Here is a 19,595-nt window from a genome sequence, read left to right on the forward strand (position 1 = left end):
CCCCGGTCCGATCGAGCGGCAGCGCCGCGCGGTGCTCGCCGACCGCTTCGCGGTCCTGGTGCGCGGTCGTGAGGGGCGGAGCGGGGTGGGCGGCCTCGGCGATGTCGCCGAAACCGGCGGCGCCGACGTGGCCGCGCGTTCCTGCCCGCCTCGTGCGGGGCGCGCGTCAGACCCCTCGCCGTCCGGTCGTTCGCGTCGAGGACGGCTGTGACCTCCGGCGGGCGAGGTCGAGCCCGGCCCGGTGGTCGGACCGCGCCGTCCGGTCCCCGTGCCCCACGGGCGGTACGGCGCGTCCAGGTCCACGGGCGTCCGCCGCCAGGACTCGGCGCGGCGGCGCGTGGCGAACGCGCCGGCCGGGCCCGCGAGGCGCCGGACCGTGCGGCGGCCGAGACCGATGAGGTGGGACACCGCGCTCCGGGAGCCGTGCGCCTGGTCGAAGCCGACGTGGGGCACGCGTGGCCGGTGTCGCCGTCGGCGGCCACCACCGGCATCGACGGCGGCGGGCGCGGCGGCGGGAGGGGATCGAGCATCCGAGACTCGACCGGCACCGTGCCGTCGACGGACCGCGGCATCGGAGGCCGGAAGGCGTGGCGCGCGGCGGTCTCGGTCTGGGTCCGCACGCCCATGAAGTTCACCGAGAAGTCGGCCCCGCGGGCGGCGTCGGCGAGCGCGCCGAGCGCGCGGACGGTGCCGTGCGCGCCGACGTCGAAGCCGATGACGCCGGCGCCCTGGAACGGCCGGTGACCAGCGCGCGGGCTGCCGTGTCAGGGCGGTGCCGTGCGCGCCGACGTCGAAGCCGATGACGCCGGCGCCCTGGAACGGCCGGTGACCAGCGCGCGGGGTGCCGTGTCAGGGCGGTGGCCGGGCGAGCGCACGGGGGAGAGCGCCTTTTCGCGGGGCGCGGAGCCGGTGTTCCGCCGGTCGTTCGCCGCCCGGGGCACCGTCTGCGAGCGGATGCCGGCCGGGGTGGCGGCGTCCGCCGTGGCCGGCCGCTGACGGGCCGGGCGCGGGCGGGGCGACCTCGTTCTGTCGTCCGTCGCCGTCGATGCCCTTCCGCCGCGTGCGTCCGGGGCCCGCGAGGAGGGCCCAGGTCGCGTTGGCGCAAACATTCCCGTCGGTCGATCTTCGGTGGATCGTGTCCGAATCCTTGACAGCCCTTTCCCGCCCCTCCCACACTCTCCTCCCAAGCGCCCGTGTTAACGCGAACATAGCCGACCGGTACCTCTCCGCAACGCGGCGATCACATGCCGTCGGCGTTTCCGGACCCCGGCGGGCGCCCACGGTCGGCGGTGATCCCACGAGCGCGTTCCCCCCGGAGAAGGGCTTCCCTCCCGGAAGCCACGCCGTCGCCCGTCCCGTCCGCCGCATCAGCCCATCCCTCCCCCCCCCAGACCACGAGGTACGCGATCATGCGACGCACCACCTCGGGAACGGCCACGGTGCTCACCGCACTCTGCGCCGTCCTCCTGTCCCTGTTCGGCGCCGCCGGCACCGCCCACGCGGCGGCCGTCACGGTCACCAACGCCGTCCAGTTCACCGACCCCGCGGGCAACCCCGTCCACGCCCACGGCGGCGGGGTCGTCAAGGTCGGCACGTACTACTACTGGTTCGGCGAGAACCGCAACGCCGACAACAGCTTCCAGTACGTCTCCGCCTACCGCTCCACCGACCTGAAGACCTGGGAGTTCCGCCACCACGTCCTCACCGCGAGCAGCCACCCCGAACTCGCGGGGGCGAACATCGAGCGGCCGAAGGTGATCTACAACGCCGCCACCGGCAAGTTCGTGATGTGGATGCACAAGGAGGGCAGCGCGACCGACTACTCCGAGGCGCGCGCCGCGGTGGCCGTCTCGGACACCGTCGACGGCGACTACACCTGGCAGGGCAGCTTCCGGCCGCTCGGGCACATGTCCCGTGACATCACCACGTTCGTCGACACCGACGGCACCGGCTACATGATCTCCGCCGCCAACGAGAACGCGGACCTCCACGTCTACCGCCTGACCCCGGACTACACCGGCATCGCGGCGCAGGCGCAGAAGCTGTGGCCCGGCCAGTGGCGCGAGGCGCCGGCGATGTTCAAGCGCGACGGCGTCTACTTCCTGCTGACTTCCGGATCCACCGGCTGGGCTCCCAACCAGCAGAAGTACGCCACCGCGACCAGCGTCACCGGCTCCTGGAGCGGCTTGCGGGACATCGGGGACTGGAACACCTACGGATCCCAGACGGCATACGTGCTGCCGGTCCAGGGCACGTCCGGGACCTCGTACCTCTACATGGGCGACCGCTGGGGCAACTCCATGGGCGGCACGGTGAACGGCTCCCAGTACGTCTGGCTCCCGCTGAAGTTCCCCACCGCCACCACCATGACCATGGACTACTACCCGCAGCTCACCGTCGACGCGGCCGCGGGCACGGTGCGGGGGCTCGGAACCTGGGAGACGCTGACCGCGTCGCACAGCGGCAAGTGCGCCGACGTCGCCGACCGCTCCACCGCCGACGGTGCCGCACTCATCCAGTGGGGCTGCGCGAACAGCGTCAACCAGCAGTTCTGGCTGAAGCCCGCCGGCACCAACCGGGTACAGATCGTGGCCCGCTACAGCGGCAAGTGCCTGGCCCCGAAGGACGGGTCCACCGCCGACGGCGCCGCGATCGTCCAGTACCCCTGTAGCGGGACGACCGCCCAGCAGTGGAGGGTGACCGGCTCCGGCGGCACCGTGCAGCTGTCCGCCCCGTCGAGCGGCAAGTGCCTCGACGTGACCAACCGGTCCACGTCCGACGGCACGGCGCTCATCCAGTGGAGCTGCAACAACGGTGCCAACCAGAAATGGCTCCGCACGGCTGCCTGACGCCGTCCGGACCACCCCGGGGCAGGCCCCGAGCCCCCGACGGGGCCTGCCCCGCCCCCGCCCACAGCACCCGGCCGCCCCGTCCCTGACGCCCGCGGTCCTCGGTGACCGACGCCCACCGACCCATCCAGGGAGACCGACGATGCGCTCCACCAGAGAACGACCCCCGACCCGCGCGCGCCGGAGCGGTGCGTTCCTGGGCGCCGCCGCCGTGGCCGCCCTCCTCGCGACCGGCCTCGCGCCCGTGACCTCCGCGGCGGCCGAGGAGACCGGCCGGGCCGTGACCGTACGCCCCGACCCCAGCTACCAGCAGCAGCCGTTCCAGGGCTGGGGCACCGCACTGGCCTGGTTCGCGAACGTCACCGGAGGCTGGCCGGACGCCCAGCGCGACGCGCTCGCCGACGCCCTCTACGGAGCGGACGGCCTCGGCTTCACCATCGCCCGCTACAACATCGGAGGCGGCGACAGCCCGGAGACCACCCCCTACATGCGGGCCGGCGGCGCCGTCCCCGGCTGGTGGAACCGCCCCGGGCCCGAGTCCCCCGACTGGTGGGACCCGGACAACCCCGCGCACTGGAACCCGGACGCCGACGCCAACCAGCGCTGGTGGCTCGCCGCCGCCAAGGCGCGGGGCGCCGACACCTTCGAGGCGTTCTCCAACTCCGCACCGTACTTCATGACGAACAGCGGCCTGGTCTCGGGTAATTGGAACGCCTGGCAGGACAACCTCCGCTCCGACCAGTATGAACGGTTCGCGGCGTACCTCGCGGGTGCCATGAAGCGCGCCGAGGCGGCCACCGGGGTCACCTTCGCCACCCTCTCCCCCTTCAACGAACCGAACACCGACTACTGGGGTGCGGGTGGCCGGCAGGAAGGCTCCCACTGGGACCCCGCCTCCCAGGCGCGCATGCTCACCACCATGCGGGCCCGGCTGAACGCCGACGGCGTCGGCACGCGCATCGCCGCCATGGACGAGACGAACCCGAACACCTTCCGTACCGACTGGGACACCTACGACACGGCCGCCAAGGCCGCACTCGGCCAGCTCAACACCCACACGTACAGCACCGGCGGCCGCACCGGAGTGCGCGACATCGCCAAGGGGGCGGGCACCCCGCTGTGGATGTCCGAAGTCGACCTCGGCGGCGGCGTCGGACAGAGCTTCACCGACATGAGCCCCGCCCTCGACCTCACCCAGCGCGTCAACGAGGACTTTCGTGAACTGGAGCCCCGCGCCTGGGTCCTGTGGCAGGCCGTCGAGGACTACGAGAACATGACACCGGGGCGCGAGAACTCCAACTGGGGCCTCATCCAGACCGACTTCACCCCGCAGGACGCGGCCACCGAGCCGCTCCGCAAGAACAAGAAGTACTGGGCGCTGGCGAACTACACCAAGTTCGTCCGACCCGGCGCCCGCGTCATCAACACCGACAACGCCGACACCTTCGCCGCCCTGCGCCCCGCCGGCCAGGGCGCCGTCGTCGTCCACACCAACCCCACCGGCGAACCCCAGCGGCTCACCCTGAACCTCGGAGGCTTCCAGACCGTCGGCACCGGGCCCGTCCAGCGCTACACCACCGACGGCACCAAGAACCTCCACCGCGAGAGCGACCTCGCCCCCGCGGGCAAGACGCTCACCGCCACCGTCGGCGCCGGCTCCGTCACGACCTTCGTCCTGCCCGGCGCGACCGGCGTGAACGCCTCCGACGCCACGGCCCCCACCGGCGCCGCGCGCCAGCTGCTCAACGACCACAGCGGCAAGGCCCTCGCGGTCGCCGGCAGCGGCGGCCGGAGCACCCTGGTCCAGCGCACCTCCAGCCCGACCACCGCGGCACAGCAGTGGAAGTTCACCAAGCTGTCCCCGGCCGACTGGAGCAACACCGCCGCCTACCGAGTCACCAGCGTCGCCGACGGCAAGGCCCTCGCCGCCCGGGGCGACTCCCTCGCCCTGGTGAACGCGGGCACCTCCGCCGAACAGAAGTGGATGCTCTCCACCACGGGCGAGGGGCGCCATACCCTGGTCAACAGCGCGAGTGGCAAGCTCCTCGACGTCAGCGGCGAGTCCACGAGCGACGGCGCGCCCGTCGGCGTCCACCGTCCGACGACCGGGCCCAACCAGTCCTGGACCTTCCGCTCCCTCGCCGCGGACACCTGGACACCGCTGCGGACGCGCCACAGCGGCAAGTGCCTGGACGTGACCGGAGCCTCCACCGCGGACGGCGCCCAGGTGGTCCAGTACACCTGTGGCGGCGCGACCAACCAGCAGTGGTCCCTGCGTCCCGTCGGCGGTGGCTACGTCAACGTCGTCGCCCGCCACAGCGGCAAGTGCCTCGACGTCACCGGCGAGTCGACCGCCGACGGCGCGATCGTCTTCCAGTACGCCTGCAACGGCGGCACCAACCAGCAGTGGTCGGTGCACCGGACGCCCGACGGCTTCGCCACCCTGATGGCGCGGCACAGCGGCAAGTGCGTGAACGTGAGCGGGGCCTCCACGGCGAACGGCGCGGAGGCCGTCCAGTACGGCTGCTCCGCCGCCCCGAACCAGCAGTTCACCACCTCGTAGCGGTGACCGGCCCGCTCGCGACTCTCCCCCATCCACCGGAGCGTACGTGTCCCGCTCCTCTGTACGAGGATATGTATCCTGTCCGAATATAAGGACTTCGGTGGACTTCTCACCGGCCGGTTCCCACACGACGCGGACGAGACAGGGGCGGAGGAATCGGTGCTGGCGTTGCAGCGGCGAGCGGTGATCCTCGACCTCGTGCGCAGGGACGGCGCCGTGCGGGTGGCCCACCTCGTCGAGCGGCTCGGCGTCTCGGACATGACGGTCCGGCGCGACCTGGAGGCGCTGGCCCGGGCCGGATCCCTGGAGAAGGTGCACGGCGGAGCCGTCATCACGCCCACGGCCACCACCGGCGAGGAACCCGGTTTCGAGGCCAAGGCCGGCCTGGAGTCGGCGGCCAAGGCCGCGGTGGCCACGGCGGCGGCCGGACTCGTGAAGCCCGGCAGCGTCGTGGCCGTGGCCGGCGGCACCACCGCCTACGCGGTGGCGGCCGGGCTGCGGCACACGCCCGGTCTCACCGTCGTCACCAACTCGCTGCCCGTCGCCGACCTGCTGCGCGACTTCGCCGAGGAACCCGACGGAGGCGCCCCGACCGTGCTCCTCACCGGCGGCGCCCCGACCAGGTCGGCCTCGCTGGTGGGGCCGCTCGCCGACCAGGCGATCCGCTCGCTGCGGGTGGACCTCCTCGTCATGGGCGCCCACGGCGTGTCCGAGCGGGCGGGCCTCACCTCCCCGAACCTCGCCGAGGCGCAGACCAACCGGGCGCTGATCGAGTCCGCCGCCCGGCTCGCCGTGGTCGCGGACCACACCAAGTGGGGCGTGACGGGGCTCAGCCGCTTCGCCGGGCTCGACGAGATCGACTACTTCGTCTCGGACGACGCCCTGGGCGAGGACGCCCGGGCGGTCCTGACCCGCGAGGTCGGCCGGCTGATCCTGGCCGGCCCGGGGGACGCCTGAGCCTTCCGGGCCCCGTCGCCCTCCCGCTCGCCGACCCCACCGAGCGGTGCGGTCACCGGCACTCTGCCCGGGGACGGGAAGCGCGGCGGTTTCGCCGGGGACGTCGAGGGCGTTCGCCGCCGGGGCGGGGAACCGTGCGCGTACATGACCACCGGCTCCGGTCCGGGCGAACCGCTCATGCCACCGGGGGCGCCCCGGCAAGATGGGAGCGTGAGTTCAACGAACAGCCGGGGGTCCGTTCCGGCCATCAGCCTGTCCAAGGTGATCGAGTACGCGCCCGACCTGGTGCCCCACTACGAGGCGGCGGGCGGCAGCGTCCGGGCCCACGGGCTGGAGGGGATGCGGGCCGCCGTCTACCTGGTGCTGGACCGCAGCGGGTCGATGCGGCCGTACTACCGCGACGGCACCATGCAGCGCCTGGCCGAACAGGTGCTGTCGCTGTCGGCTCACCTCGATGACGACGGGATCGTCCCGGTGGTGTTCTTCTCCACGGACGTGGACGGCTCCACCCACCTGGTGCTCGGCCGGCACCGGGGACACATCGACAAGCTGCACGCGAACCTCGGGCACATGGGACGTACGAACTACCACCAGGCGATGGACGAGGTCATCGACCACTACCTCGACTCCGGCAGCACGGCTCCCGCGCTGGTCGTCTTCCAGACCGACGGCGGACCGACCAGCAGGCGCGCCGCCGAGAAGTACCTCTGCAAGGCGGCCCGGCTGCCCCTGTTCTGGCAGTTCATCGGGTTCGGCGACCCCGACGACAACGAGTTCGCGTTCCTGCGCAAGCTCGACACCCTCGCCGTCCCGGCCCACCGGGTCGTCGACAACGCCGGCTTCTTCCACGCCGGCCGGACGCCGGGGGCCGTGCACGACGACGTGCTGTTCGACCAGTTGCTCCAGGAGTTCCCCCAGTGGCTGGAGGCCGCGCGCGACGCGGGGGTGCTGTAGGGCGGGGCGCAGCGGCTCGTCCGAGCTGCGCGGCGCGTTCAACGCGCTGTCCGGCAGCAACTCCTCGAACGGTCCGCACCTGTCGTCGCGGACGTTCTCGGCCACCACGACAAGACCACCGGCCGCCTCCGCGACGAGACCGGCGGCGCCTGGAGCCGAGAGGCCCCGGCCTTCAGGTGATACGAACCGGAGCGCAGGGCATCAGCCCTGCCGTTCCAGCCATTCCGAAATCACCTGGTTGGTTTCTTCTGGCATTTCCTCCTGGATCCAGTGACCGCAGTCCAGGCCGGCCACGTCCACGTTGGGCACGAACTCCGCCAGTCTTTCGAACCTCGGGATCGCGAAGTCCTGGTCGCCGTAGATCATGAGGGCGGGCTGCTTGAGGGGCTCACCGAGCGGTGTCTCCGCCTCGGCGAGGTTGATGAGTGCCATGCCCGGCTCAGGGGGTGCGGGGGCACGTTCTTCCGGTAGAGATCGCGGAGGAACCGGGAGGTGTGGGCGTCGAATACGGCGTCCGCGACGCCCGACCGCCGGTTGAAGTGGACGAAGTAGAAGTCGCCGCCGAGGAAGGTTTCCATCACCTCGATCCACGGCGTTTCTCCGCGCTCCTGGTAAGGCGGGCTCAGGTTGATCAGCTTGTTCACCCGGTCGGGGCGCAACAGGGTCAGTGCCCAGACGACGAACGCGCCCCAGTCATGACCGACGAAGGTGGCGTCCTCGTAGCCGTAGTGGTCCAGGAGCCCGACGAGGTCACCCGTCAGGTGCTCGATGTCGCAGTCCGCCACCTCGGTCGGGCGGGACGAGTTGCCGTAACCCCGCTGGTTCGGTGCGATGACGTGGTATCCGGCCACTGCGAGGACGGGCATCTGGTGACGCCAGGAAAAGGCGTGCTCCGGCCGGCCGTGGCAGAGCACGAGGGGCTTGCCCTTGTTCTCCCGGTCCGCCTCGAAGACTTCGAGCTCCACACCGTTGACCTGGATGAGGGTGGGCTCGGGAAATTCCGCTTGATTGAACACCGCATTTCCTCTCTGGGGCGTTCGCTGGCGATCGACCTTTTCGATCAGGTCATGTCGCCATCGTGCTCCCCAAACCGGTCACTTCATGACCGGTTTTTATGAGAGTTTTGTCGGTATGCGATCCGAGCAGGGCCGGGGCGGCGGCGTCGCTGGTCGTAGACCCGCAGCGATGGGGGGGCGGGCCGGATCGAGCACCGGCCGCACCGCTTCCTCGACGTACTCCAGGACGCGGTGATCAGCGGCGTCCAGGTGTCGCTCGGCTACGTCGACAGCAAAGGCGTCGAAACCCGGAGAACCGTCCACCCGCTGGGCGTCGTCGCCAAAGGGCCTGTGTGGTACCTCGTCTCCGACACCGAGACCGGCCGACGGACCTTCCGGATCGACCGCGTGTCGTCCGCCGACCCGACCGGTGACCCTGTGCACCGCCCCGGGGACTTCGACCTTGCCGAGAGCTGGAACGAGATCGCCGAAGAGGTCGATCGCAGACGAACGCCGCTGGAGGTCCGGGCGGTGTGCGCACCCGACGGGATGGACATACTGCGGACGGGTCAGGGCTCCGAGGAAAGTTCCGCGCAACAGGCCGGGTCCGTCCGTTCCGGCAGGAGTCCGGTCACGACGCCGACGGGTCCGCCGGCCTGGCCTTCTGCGGGTGGATCGTCTCGTGCCGGGCCAGCATCGCCACGTACTCGGCGATCTTCCGGGTTCGCGTCTCGGCCCGTTTGACGGCATTGACCCGGTTGATGAGGGCGAAGCGGTTGGTCCTGGTGAGTACCTCGAACATCGCCTGCGCCGCTGGGTCGGCGGCGATCGCGACGCGCAGGTCGGCCGGCACCTCCGCTTCCGATGACGGCGCGTAGGCGGCCGTCCACCGCCCGTCGGCCTTCGCGGCGTCGACCGCGGCGCGGCCGGCGGGCCGCATCAGGCCGGCCGCCTCCAGCCGGGCCACGTTGGCGACGTTGCGCCGGGACCAGACGCTGCGGGGCCGGCGCGGGGTGAACCGCCGCCAGGAGCTCTCCTCGTCGCGCTTGCGGGCCTGCCCGTCGATCCAGCCGAAGCACAGTGCCTCGTCGACCGCCTGCTGCCAGGTCAGCGTGGTGATGGTGCCGCCCTTCCTGGTCAGGGCGAGCCACACGCCAGGGGAGACGGTGTGGTTGTCCAGCAGCCACGCGCGCAGCGCCGCGCTGTCGGCAACGATCAACTCATCCAGTTCGGTTCCGGTCACCACCGCAGGTTAGTGCCGCAACCAGGCGTCGCGGCCTTCCGGGGCGACTCGTTGAGCCCGCGGCGTCGATGCCGGCCCGGCTCGCCCCCGCCGACGCCACCGCGACCGGCCTCGCATCCGAGGCCGGAGAAGACCGGAGTCGCTACGCCGACGACCACGTACGGTCACCAGCGGGTTGGGCCCGAGGCGGGTGACAATGCTGTCCCGGTGGGTGGCGTTGCGTCCGCCGCGCGGCCCGGTGGAGAGGTACGCGTCGGGGTTCGGTCCGGCGGTGCTCGTGCGGCAGTCGGGCGACATGTTCGACGCCGCTCATGCGAGACATCGAGCGTGGCAGGCCACGGGACGAACAGGGCCCCTTCGGTCGCCGGTGTGATGAGTGGAATCACCATGCCGACGACGAGGGGCCCTGCCTCGTCAACACCCCCGCCGATCAGCTCATTTCACTCCCCGGCACGGGATGGAAGGGGCTCGCTCACTTGCGCAGCTGGCGCCACGTGGAGGGCCCGACGATGCCGTCCGCCCCGATTCCCCGGGCCCGCTGGAACGCTGTGACCGCGTTCTTGGTCGCGGGGCCGAACTGGCCGTCGACCGTCAGGCTGTAGCCGTGGTAAATGGCGAGACACTGGATCTCCCGGACCCTGTCACCGGTGTCTCCCTGCCTGATGATGACGTTCCAGGCCCAGCTGTAGCCTGCGGTCAGTCCGGCGTAGTCCACCCCCACCTTCCAGTGGACGGAGCACGCGGCCTGCGTCGAGGCGGTCGAAAGGTTCCGCTCTGTCTCCGTCGAGGCGGCTGCTGTGCCGGAACCGGCGAGCACGGTTCCCAGGGCGAGGGCGGAGCAGGCAGCCGCTCCGGTGAAAGCGGCGCGGAACCGCGTGGTCGAGGGCCGCAGGCTCATAGTTCCTCCTTGGTCGGTGCACTGTGTCGCCGCATCAGGATGATGCGGCGACACAGTGGCATGACGGGGAAGAGTCCACCGGAAGCGTTGTCCTGTTCCGGACGGAACGAAGCTGTCCAGTGACTGTCTTGCACTCCTGTGATTCGTGATTCCGATGTGGTGATCGCCACCGGAAATCCCTGGCGGACGATGAGCGTCGATTTCCGGATAGTGGCGCGATGCGGCTAGGTGGTCAGCGGCTCGTATGCTCGGGCCTCTTCAAGATCGTATATCCATGTCGCAGGTAGACCCGGCTGTATAAAACAAAGAATCCTGCGCAATGCCTCCGCAGGAGGCTCAGGAGCTCTAGCGAGCGGGTGGCCGGTTGGCCTCAGGAGAAGCGGGAGGCCGGACGAGGTGCTCCGGAGGCTGAAAAAGATTGGTCGTCACCATGGGTGATGGCATCAGCGTGACCCAAACTGAAGGCCCTGGGTTCGTAGTGTCGCCAAGTGTTCCGTGAGTTCGGTTCGGCAATCGGCTTCGTCAACCTGCTTGGCGTGGGTAATTGCCAAGATGTGCGGATCGGGCCGTCGATATCTATCGAGGCTGCTTCCACTCGGTCCGGGTGAGTTGATACTCGACTTCACCGTGCTCGGAGTCCTCGATCGCCTCCGGCCGGTCCCCGGTGAAGTTCCGGACGAAGGACAGGCCCGTTTTCTCCATGACGCGACGGGAGCGGACGTTGACGGCCATGGTGTTCGCGGTGACCCGCTCGACCCCGAGTTCCGCGAACCCCTTGTGGACCAGGGCCCGGGACCCCTCGGTGGCATAGCCGTGCCCCCACGCCGCCTGGTTCAACCGGTAACCGAGCTCGACCACGGCGGGACCGTGCTCCTCCAGCGGTCGGAACTCGAACCAGCCCAGGAACGCGCCGGTGGTCCTTTCCCGCGCGGCCCAGTAACCGCGGGGCTCCCGGCACGGGTAGTCGTGCAGGAGCCGCGGCAGGGTCCGCGTCCCGACCGGCTCCCGACTTGCGGGGCGGCCGCCGTTGATGAGGCGCATGACCTCGGGGTCGTTGTCCAGGGCGAGCAAGTGGTCGATGTCGGCCGCCGTGAACGCGCGCAGGACGAGCCGGTCGGTCTCCAGGAAGTCGGACGTGCCGCGATCCTCACCACGGGGAGGCTGGGCCCGCCACTGTTTTCCGATCGGCGGCGGACGGTGGTGTGCATGCCGCGCGGGCCTCGGACGGCTCGGCCGGGACGCCCCGCTCGAAGCGGGCCCGGCTCGGGCGAGTGCGACGAGGCGGGGTGCATCCACGGCCCGCCGGCGTTGCTGGCCGACTCGATGAGCTTGAAGGGCATGACCAGGGCGGCGACCCGGCTGCCTGCACCCTTGGTGCCTTGCGCCCGCCTGCCGTGCCGGGGGCGTCCGGGGTCTTCACCGGGGTGGTGGCGCCGGTCGTCGATCGGGGGTGGCGAGGGTGGTGGTCGACTCGGAGGGTGTGGTGTTCGGCCTCGTCAGCGGCTATGCATGGTGTGTATACATGGCAGGTATAGTTCCGCGGTATGGCTCCTCTGACCGCATTTCGCCGCGACAGCCCCGGCACCGTGCTCACCGCGACCGCCGTCTTCGGACTGCTGCTCGGCTGGGCGACGTACGGCCTGCACGGGATATGGCCCTGGCTGGACCGGGCGACCAACTCGTCGTCCACCTGGATCATCTGGACCGCCGTGGCCGGTGCGCTGATCCGCGACCGGTGGGTCGCCGTCTGGAGCGGTGCGCTGATGATGCTCGCGACCTGCTGCGGCTACTACGCGGCGTCCGCTCTCGGGGGCACCTTCGGGGCCGGAGGGCTCGGGACCGCCGCCGTGTGGGCGGCGGCCGGACTGGCCGGAGGGCCCCTGCTGGGGTGGGCGGGGTGGGCCGTACGGCGTGCGCGGAGCGAGCTGCGCGCGGTTGCCGGAGCCGTCATCGCCATGGTGGTGCTGGGGGAGGGGCTCTGGCTGGGGCTGGCGCTCCGCTACTGGGAAACGGCGTTCGTCTTCCTGGCCGCCGGTGTGCTGCTCACCGCCCTCCTGACCGTCTACCTGGCGCGCGCCGGGGTGCGCCGCTCCTGGCTGTGCGCGGTACTCGCTCCCGTGGGCGGCCTCGTCTTCTACCTCGCCGAGAAGGGCATCCTCAACGGCCTGATCGGATAGGCGTGACGTCGTCGGACCCCCACCCGCCGAACGCGCGAGCCGCGGTGCGGGCCGGGCGAACCTCCTGACGGGTGCGGCGTACGGCGGCTGTTCGCGGGCCGGGTCCCCTCCGCCGTCCGCCACCGGGGACGGCGACGTGCGGGCTGCGGACGACGCGCCGGTGCGCCTTCGCCGCCCGGCACCGAGGCCGGTGGCGACGGCCTGGCCCGGTCCGGACGCGGAGGAGAGGGCCGTCACTTCACGGCGTCTTGTCCGTGTCTCCCCCGCGCTCTACCTTACTTTGAAGTAAGTTTACTTCGGAGTAAGGAGGTTGGCCGTGGCCGCCTATCGGACTGTGCTGGTCGGCACGGACGGTTCTGAGTCGTCGTTCGCGGCGGTCGCGAGCGCCGCGCGGCTCGCGGTCGCCTGCCGGGCCGAGCTCGTGATCGCCTGCGCGTACTCGCCGATGCGCGGGCCCGATCTGGACGAGGCGAAGGACCGGCTGGGAGCCGAGGCGTACCAGGTGGTGGGCTCGTCGCCTGCCGAGGCCACCCTGCGCGCCGCCCAGGACAAGGCCCGGGGCGAAGGGGCGGAAGACGTCCGGACGGTCGCGGTGGAGGACCGGCCCGTCCCGGCCCTGGAGCGGATCGCCCGGGAGTGCGGGGCGGACCTGATCGTCGTCGGCAACCGGGGGCTGAGCTCGCTCGCCGGACGGATCCTCGGCTCGGTGCCGGCCGACATCGCGCGGAAGGCCGGTCTCGACGTGCTGATCGTGCACACCACGTGAGTGCGGTGGGGCCCGGCCGGAAGGCGGCGGACGATCCGGCGGACGGTGAAGCGCTGCACCGGGCCGTCGAGGAACTCCTCCTCGACGGCGGCCGTCGCTGGACCCGGCGGGACATCGCCGAGCGGTCCGGGGTCGGCCCGGAGCGCTCCGCGCAGATCTGGCGGGCGCTCGGCTTTCCCGTGGTCGACGACCGCGCGAGGGTGTTCACCGACGCCGACGTCGAGGCGCTGCGCTCGGGCGAACGGCTCATCGCCGCCGGGCTCATCACCGAGGAGGACGAGACGATGATGGCCCGCGCCCTGGGCCACCACCTTTCCCGGCTCGCCGAATGGCAGATGCGGACCCTGTGGACCTGGCTCGGCCGCGACCTTCCCGAAGGCGATGCCCGGGGCCTTCCCGAAGACGACGCCCCGGCCCTCCCCGAAGGCGGCGCCCGTGACCTCCCCGAAGGCAACGCCCGGGACCGGGCGGCGCTGATCGCGCACGCCGCCCGGCTGCTGCCGGAGATGGAACTGCTCCAGCGGCACGTGTGGCGCCGGCACCTCGCGGCCCACGCCGGACGCGTGCTCGCCGCGGACGACGAGGAACCGTCCCGCCGGCCCGCGCGGACGCACGCGACGAACGGCGGGACCGGTACGGAGGAGGCGGCGCCGGGCGGCGGGGAGCCGTCCCCGGGCGGCACCGACATCCGTCACCTGGCGGTGGGCTTCACCGACATGGTCGCCTACACCCGGATGACCCGGGGACTGGACAGCACCGCCCTCGCCCGGGTCCTCGACCGGTTCGAGGCCCTGGTCGGCGACGTGGTCGCCGAAGGGCGGGGCCGCGTGGTGAAGACCATCGGCGACGAGGTGCTCTTCGTGTGCGAGTCCGCACCCGACGCGGCCGGCATCGCGTGGGAACTGGCCGCCCGCGCCGGCCGCGACCGGACCCTGCCGCGGCTGCGCACGGGGCTCGCCCACGGCCCGGTCCTCAACCGGTACGGCGACGTGTACGGGGCGGCGGTCAACATCGCCGCGCGGCTCACCGCCGTGGCCCGCCCCGGCACCGTGCTCGTCGACACCGCCTTCGCCGGTGAACTGGCGGGCACGACCGCGTACTCCCTGAAAGCGCTCCGCCCGGTGTCGGTGCGGGGCTACAGCCGGCTCCGCCCCGTCCTGCTGCGGGTGGCCCGCCCCGGCGGGCCGCCGCCGGTGGACTCCCCGCGCCTCTGAGAGCGGGAAGGCGCGACCGGCTCGGGGTCCGCGCCCCGGTCGGCCGTGCGGACACCCCGCACGGTCACCGGAGCGCGGACGGACCCCGCCGGGCGGCCGGTGCCCCAGGGGCGGGTGGCGCGTACGCGGCCCGGTGCCGACGGGGCCGTACGCGCGACCCCCGGTCACGGACGGTTCGAAGCCGGTGGGTCCGGTCCGCGGCGGCGGAGTCCGGGAAGTCCGGTATCCGCTCCGGCGGGCCCCGTCCGCGCTGCCGCCCGGCGGGTCCGGGCGCGGGCCCCCTCATCAGCGCGTTCTGCTCCGGCGGCCCCCGCAGGGCGGTCGAGTGGCGGCGCTCCCACATGCCAAAGATGAAAACCAAGGGTTAACTCAAGACGGAAGGAAAGTCGTGTAGGAATATTGACCACGCGCCGGGAGGGGCGGCAAGGTTCGGGGAGAGCGCTCTCTCCGAGCTTCTCTCACCCCAAGGAGAACCCCCCTCATGTCTGTATTCGGCATGCCCGCGTCCGCTCCGCCACCCGTCCGCGGGCGGGTGCGGCGCGGCCTCACGGGCGCCGTGGTCACCGCGATGGCCGCCACCCTCCTCTCCGTCGTCCCGGTCACGTCGGCGCAGGCGGCCGAGACCCTGCTCTCCCAGGGGAGGACGGCCACCGCCTCCTCCCTCGAAGGAGCCGTCTTCTCCGCCGCGAACGCCGTCGACGGGAACCTCGGCACCCGCTGGGCCAGCCAGTGGAACGACGCTCAGTGGCTCCAGGTCGACCTCGGCGCCAGCAAGCGGCTCAGCCGGGCCGTCCTCACCTGGGAGGGCGCCTACGGCAAGGACTACGAGATCCAGGCGTCCGAGAACGGCACCGACTGGCGCACCGTCACCACCATCACCTCCGGCGACGGCGGCACCGACGAGGTCGCCCTCGGCGGCACCGGCCGCTACGTCCGCATGAACGGCCTCACGAGAGCCACCGGCTACGGCTATTCCCTCTGGGAGTTCCAGGTGTACGGCGAGACCGACGGCACCGGCCCGACCCTGCCCGGCGGCGGCGACCTCGGCCCCGACGTGCACGTCTTCGACCCGTCCACGCCCGGCCTCCAGGCCAAACTGGACGAGGTCTTCCGGCAGCAGGAGTCGGACCAGTTCGGCTCCGGCCGCCACGCCTTCCTGCTCAAGCCCGGCACGTACGACGGGCTCAACGCCCAGCTCGGCTTCTACACCCAGATCGCCGGCCTCGGTGTCCGGCCGGGCGAGACCACCATCAACGGCGACATCACCGTCGACGCCGGATGGTTCAACGGCAACGCCACCCAGAACTTCTGGCGCGGCGCCGAGGGCCTCACCGTCGACCCGGTGAGCGGCACCGACCGCTGGGCCGTCTCCCAGGCGTCCTCCTTCCGCCGCATGCACGTCAAGGGCAGCCTCGACCTCTCCCCGAACGGCTACGGCTGGGCCTCCGGCGGCTACATCGCCGACTCCAAGATCGACGGCCAGGTCGGCAACTACTCGCAGCAGCAGTGGTACACCCGAGACAGCTCCATCGGCGGCTGGACCAACGGCGTCTGGAACCAGGTCTTCTCCGGCACCGAGGGCGCCCCGCCGACCGCCTTCCCCGAGCCGAAGTACACCACCCTGGAGACCACCCCGATCTCCCGCGAGAAGCCCTACCTGATCTGGCAGGACGGCCAGTACAAGGTCTTCGTCCCCGCCAAGCGGACCAACGCCCGCGGCACCACCTGGGCGAACGGCACCCCGCAGGGCGAGACGATCCCGCTCAGCCGGTTCTACGTGGTCAAGCCCGGCACCACCGCCGAGACCATGAACCAGGCCGTCCGGCAGGGCCTTCACCTGCTCATCACGCCCGGCGTCTACCACGTCGACCGGCCGATCGAGATCGACCGCGCGGGCACCGTCGTGCTCGGCCTCGGCCTCGCCACGATCATCCCCGACAACGGTGTCGCCGCGATGAAGGTCGCCGACGTCGACGGCGTCCGCCTCGCCGGCTTCCTCGTCGACGCGGGGCCGGTCAACTCCCCGGTCCTGCTGGAGATAGGCCCGCGGAACTCGTCCTCCGACCACGCCGCCGACCCGACGACCGTCCAGGACGTCTATATCCGCATCGGCGGCGCGGGCCCCGGCAAGGCCACCACCAGCATGGTCGTCAACAGCGACGACGTCATCGTCGACCACACCTGGGTCTGGCGCGCCGACCACGGCGCGGGCGTGGGCTGGGAGACCAACCGCGCCGACTACGGCGTCCGCGTCAACGGCGACGACGTCCTGGCCACCGGCCTCTTCGTCGAGCACTTCAACAAGTACGACGTCGAGTGGTACGGCGAGCGCGGCCGCACCGTCTTCTTCCAGAACGAGAAGGCGTACGACGCCCCCGACCAGGCCGCCATCCAGAACGGCTCCACCAAGGGCTACGCCGCCTACCGCGTCGACGACTCGGTGGACACCCACGAGGGCTGGGGCCTCGGCAGCTACTGCTACTACAACGTGGACCCGACCATCGTCCAGGACCACGGCTTCAAGGCCCCGGTCAAGCCCGGCGTGAAGTTCCACAGCCTGCTGACGGTCTCCCTCGGCGGCAACGGCCACTTCAACCACGTCATCAACGACACCGGGGCGTCCACCGCCCCCGCCGGCAGCTCGACCGTGCCCTCCACCGTCGTCAGCTTCCCGTGACGACCCGCCGGGGCACGGCACCCGCCGCGCCCCGGCCCCCGGCCCCTTCCGGGCGGCGCCCCGCCCGGAAGGCACCCCCCATCGCGTCCGTCCTGGAGCCGCCATGACCGCGCACCACACCGCCCCGAGCCGCCCCCGCGCCGCCGTCTCGCTCGCCGCCCTCGGCGCCCTGCTCGCCGGCTCGCTCACCGCCCTCGCCACCGCCCCCGCCTCCGCCGCCGAGACCCTGCTCTCGCGGGGCGGGACGGCCACCGCCTCCTCCACCGAGGGCGACGGCTTCCCCGCCTCCGCCGCCGTCGACGGCGACCCCGGCACCCGCTGGGCCAGCCGCTGGAGCGACGGCCAGTGGCTCCGGGTCGACCTCGGCCGCACCGCCACCGTCAGCCGGATCGTGCTGGACTGGGAGGCCGCCCACGCCACCGCGTACGACATCCAGCTCTCCGACGACGGCACCACCTGGCGGACCGTGAAGTCCGTGACCGGCGCCGACGGCGGCACCGACGAGATCGCCGTCTCCGGCACCGGCCGGTACGTCCGCCTCCAGGGCGTCACCCGCTCCGGCGGATACGGCCTCTCCCTCTGGGAGTTCGAGGTGTACGGCCAGGAGGGCGGCACCCCGCCCCAGTCCGGCGGCGCCGTCCGCGTCACCGGGAGCCGGGGCGACTGGCAGCTGACCGTCGACGGCCGGCCGTACACCGTGAAGGGCGTCACCTGGGGCCCGTCCGCCGCCGACGCCGGCCGGTACATGCCCGACGTGAAGGCGATGGGCGCCAACACTCTCCGCACCTGGGGCACCGACGGCTCCACCAGGCCGCTCCTCGACGCGGCCGCCGCCCAGGGCATCCGCGTCATGAACGGCTTCTGGCTCCAGCCCGGGGGCGGCCCCGGCTCCGGCGGCTGCGTCGACTACGTCACGGACACCACGTACAAGACGAACACGCTGAACGAGTTCGCCACGTGGGTCGAGGAGTACAGGTCCCACCCGGCGACCCTCATGTGGAACGTCGGCAACGAGTCCGTCCTCGGCCTCCAGAACTGCTACTCCGGCACCGAACTCGAAGCCCAGCGCGACGCCTACACGAGCTTCGTCAACGACGTCGCCAGGAAGATCCACACCATCGACCCCGACCACCCCGTCACCTCCACGGACGCGTGGACCGGCGCCTGGCCGTACTACGAGCGCAACGCCCCCGACCTCGACCTGTACGCGATGAACGCCTACGGCGACCTGTGCGGGGTGCGCGAGGACTGGGAACGGGGCGGCTACACCAAGCCGTACCTCATCACCGAGACCGGCCCGGCGGGGGAGTGGGAGACCCCCGAGGACGCCAACGGCGTCGCCGACGAACCCACCGACGTGCGGAAGGCCGAGGGCTACACCCGCGCCTGGGAGTGCGTCACCGGACACCGGGGCGTCGCGCTGGGCGCCACCGTCTTCCACTACGGCACCGAACACGACTTCGGCGGCGTCTGGTTCAACCTCCTGCCCGACGGCCTCAAGCGGCTCTCCTACTACGCGGTGAAGAAGGCGTACACGGGCGGCACCGCGGGCGACAACACCCCGCCCGTCATCACGGACATGACCGTCACCCCGTCCGGATCCGCCCCGGCCGGCGGCGAGTTCACGATCCGCGCCGCCGTCCGCGACCCCGACGGCGACCCCGTCACCACCAGGGTCTTCCTCAGCGGCAACTACGCCGACGGCGACAAGCGGCTGATCGAGACCCCCCACCGCCGCAACGCCGACGGCTCCCTGACGGTCACCGCCCCCGCGAAGCTCGGCGTGTGGAAGGTGTACGTCCAGGCCGAGGACGGCCGCGGCAACGCCGGCATCGAGACGAAGTCGATGAAGGTCGTCGCCCCGCCCGTCAGCGGTACGAACATCGCCCAGGGCCGCCCCACCACCGCCTCCTCCTTCCAGGCCTCGTACGGCGACTGCCCCTGCCCGGCCGGCAACGCCACCGACGGCGACCCGGACACCCGCTGGGCCGGCGACTGGGCCGACCCCCAGTGGATCCAGGTCGACCTCGGCTCGGTCCGTTCCTTCTCCCGGCTCCAGCTCGTCTGGGACCCGGCCCACGCCCGCGCCTACGAGGTCCAGGTCTCCGACGACGGCCGGAACTGGCGCACGATCCACACCGAGACCGCCGGCGACGGAGACGTCGACACGATCGGGACGGGAGCCACCGCCCGCCACGTGCGCGTGCACATGACCGCGCGCGGCACCGGCTGGGGCTACTCGCTCCACGAGTTCGGCGTCTACAGCTGACCGGCCCGCACCACCCCCACCTCCCACCCCACT

General features: G+C 71.8%; 14 protein-coding genes and 3 pseudogenes. 12 read left to right on the top strand and 5 right to left on the bottom strand.

The annotated features are described in order from the left end of the window. Positions 1–423: 423 nt before the first annotated feature. The 6 genes from IE219_RS10220 (at position 424) to IE219_RS10245 (ending at position 7,323) form a co-directional block, all read left to right on the top strand. Positions 424–744, top strand: coding sequence for a hypothetical protein (locus tag IE219_RS10220; protein ID WP_189976275.1), 321 nt, complete (start codon positions 424–426; stop codon positions 742–744). 33 nt (positions 745–777) lie between these two features. Then, entirely contained in the window at positions 778–996 is a 219-nt protein-coding gene (locus IE219_RS10225) for a hypothetical protein (protein ID WP_189976276.1), read from the top strand. Positions 997–1,409: 413 nt separating this feature from the next. After that, positions 1,410–2,849, top strand: coding sequence for an RICIN domain-containing protein (locus IE219_RS10230; RefSeq protein ID WP_189976277.1), 1,440 nt, complete (start codon positions 1,410–1,412; stop codon positions 2,847–2,849). Positions 2,850–2,991: 142 nt separating this feature from the next. Then, positions 2,992–5,412, top strand: a complete 2,421-nt coding sequence (locus tag IE219_RS32245; protein WP_189976278.1) for an RICIN domain-containing protein — start codon at positions 2,992–2,994, stop codon at positions 5,410–5,412. 159 nt (positions 5,413–5,571) lie between these two features. Next, complete coding sequence (locus IE219_RS10240; protein ID WP_229849688.1) at positions 5,572–6,369, top strand: DeoR/GlpR family DNA-binding transcription regulator; 798 nt, start codon at positions 5,572–5,574, stop codon at positions 6,367–6,369. Positions 6,370–6,579: 210 nt separating this feature from the next. Continuing rightward, positions 6,580–7,323 carry a vWA domain-containing protein gene (locus IE219_RS10245; RefSeq protein WP_229849689.1) on the top strand — a complete coding sequence of 248 codons (744 nt, stop codon included), beginning with the start codon at positions 6,580–6,582 and terminating at the stop codon, positions 7,321–7,323. 201 nt (positions 7,324–7,524) lie between these two features. Here IE219_RS10245 and IE219_RS10250 read toward each other — a convergent pair. Then, a pseudogene (locus IE219_RS10250) lies at positions 7,525–8,339 on the bottom strand (alpha/beta fold hydrolase). 137 nt (positions 8,340–8,476) lie between these two features. On the opposite strand from IE219_RS10250, the pseudogene IE219_RS10255 reads away from it, so the two are divergent. Further along, positions 8,477–8,951 (top strand): annotated as a pseudogene (locus IE219_RS10255) (helix-turn-helix transcriptional regulator); the annotation flags it as partial. Here IE219_RS10255 and IE219_RS10260 read toward each other — a convergent pair. The 4 genes and pseudogenes from IE219_RS10260 to IE219_RS10275 all read right to left on the bottom strand — a co-directional run bounded on the left by IE219_RS10260 (position 8,950) and on the right by IE219_RS10275 (position 11,644). Continuing rightward, a complete protein-coding gene (locus IE219_RS10260; protein WP_229849690.1) occupies positions 8,950–9,564 on the bottom strand; it encodes a YdeI/OmpD-associated family protein in 615 nt (204 codons plus the stop codon). The pseudogene IE219_RS10255 and the gene IE219_RS10260 overlap by 2 nt on opposite strands. A gap of 247 nt (positions 9,565–9,811) precedes the next feature. Then, a pseudogene (locus tag IE219_RS10265) lies at positions 9,812–9,950 on the bottom strand (IS5/IS1182 family transposase); the annotation flags it as partial. Positions 9,951–10,033: 83 nt separating this feature from the next. Continuing rightward, positions 10,034–10,459, bottom strand: coding sequence for a peptidoglycan-binding domain-containing protein (locus IE219_RS10270; RefSeq protein ID WP_189976280.1), 426 nt, complete (start codon positions 10,457–10,459; stop codon positions 10,034–10,036). 576 nt (positions 10,460–11,035) lie between these two features. Beyond that, complete coding sequence (locus IE219_RS10275) at positions 11,036–11,644, bottom strand: GNAT family N-acetyltransferase (protein WP_189976426.1); 609 nt, start codon at positions 11,642–11,644, stop codon at positions 11,036–11,038. Between the two features lie 359 nt (positions 11,645–12,003). Between IE219_RS10275 and IE219_RS10280 the strand changes: the two genes are divergently transcribed. The 5 genes from IE219_RS10280 to IE219_RS10300 all read left to right on the top strand — a co-directional run bounded on the left by IE219_RS10280 (position 12,004) and on the right by IE219_RS10300 (position 19,562). Then, on the top strand, positions 12,004–12,636 hold the full coding sequence (locus IE219_RS10280) for a DUF6518 family protein (RefSeq protein ID WP_189976281.1): 633 nt from the start codon (positions 12,004–12,006) through the stop codon (positions 12,634–12,636). A gap of 316 nt (positions 12,637–12,952) precedes the next feature. Next, complete coding sequence (locus IE219_RS10285; protein ID WP_189976282.1) at positions 12,953–13,402, top strand: universal stress protein; 450 nt, start codon at positions 12,953–12,955, stop codon at positions 13,400–13,402. Continuing rightward, entirely contained in the window at positions 13,399–14,616 is a 1,218-nt protein-coding gene (locus IE219_RS10290) for an adenylate/guanylate cyclase domain-containing protein (RefSeq protein WP_189976283.1), read from the top strand. The genes IE219_RS10285 and IE219_RS10290 overlap by 4 nt, the downstream gene beginning before the upstream one ends. A gap of 481 nt (positions 14,617–15,097) precedes the next feature. After that, positions 15,098–17,293, top strand: a complete 2,196-nt coding sequence (locus IE219_RS10295; protein WP_189976284.1) for a discoidin domain-containing protein — start codon at positions 15,098–15,100, stop codon at positions 17,291–17,293. Positions 17,294–17,396: 103 nt separating this feature from the next. Beyond that, positions 17,397–19,562 (top strand): discoidin domain-containing protein, encoded by a 2,166-nt coding sequence (locus tag IE219_RS10300; protein ID WP_189976285.1) that lies wholly within the window; start codon positions 17,397–17,399, stop codon positions 19,560–19,562. Positions 19,563–19,595 lie beyond the last annotated feature (33 nt).

Source organism: Streptomyces termitum (assembly GCF_014650175.1).
Classification (GTDB): domain Bacteria; phylum Actinomycetota; class Actinomycetes; order Streptomycetales; family Streptomycetaceae; genus Streptomyces; species Streptomyces termitum.

What these genes read in the sequence shown, in the direction of transcription:
- IE219_RS10270 (WP_189976280.1), bottom strand. Translation starts at nt 10,459, where the DNA reads ATGAGCCTGCGGCCCTCGACCACGCGGTTCCGCGCCGCTTTCACCGGA.
- IE219_RS10280 (WP_189976281.1), top strand. Translation starts at nt 12,004, where the DNA reads ATGGCTCCTCTGACCGCATTTCGCCGCGACAGCCCCGGCACCGTGCTC.
- IE219_RS10295 (WP_189976284.1), top strand. Translation starts at nt 15,098, where the DNA reads ATGTCTGTATTCGGCATGCCCGCGTCCGCTCCGCCACCCGTCCGCGGG.
- IE219_RS10300 (WP_189976285.1), top strand. Translation starts at nt 17,397, where the DNA reads ATGACCGCGCACCACACCGCCCCGAGCCGCCCCCGCGCCGCCGTCTCG.
- IE219_RS10230 (WP_189976277.1), top strand. Translation starts at nt 1,410, where the DNA reads ATGCGACGCACCACCTCGGGAACGGCCACGGTGCTCACCGCACTCTGC.
- IE219_RS32245 (WP_189976278.1), top strand. Translation starts at nt 2,992, where the DNA reads ATGCGCTCCACCAGAGAACGACCCCCGACCCGCGCGCGCCGGAGCGGT.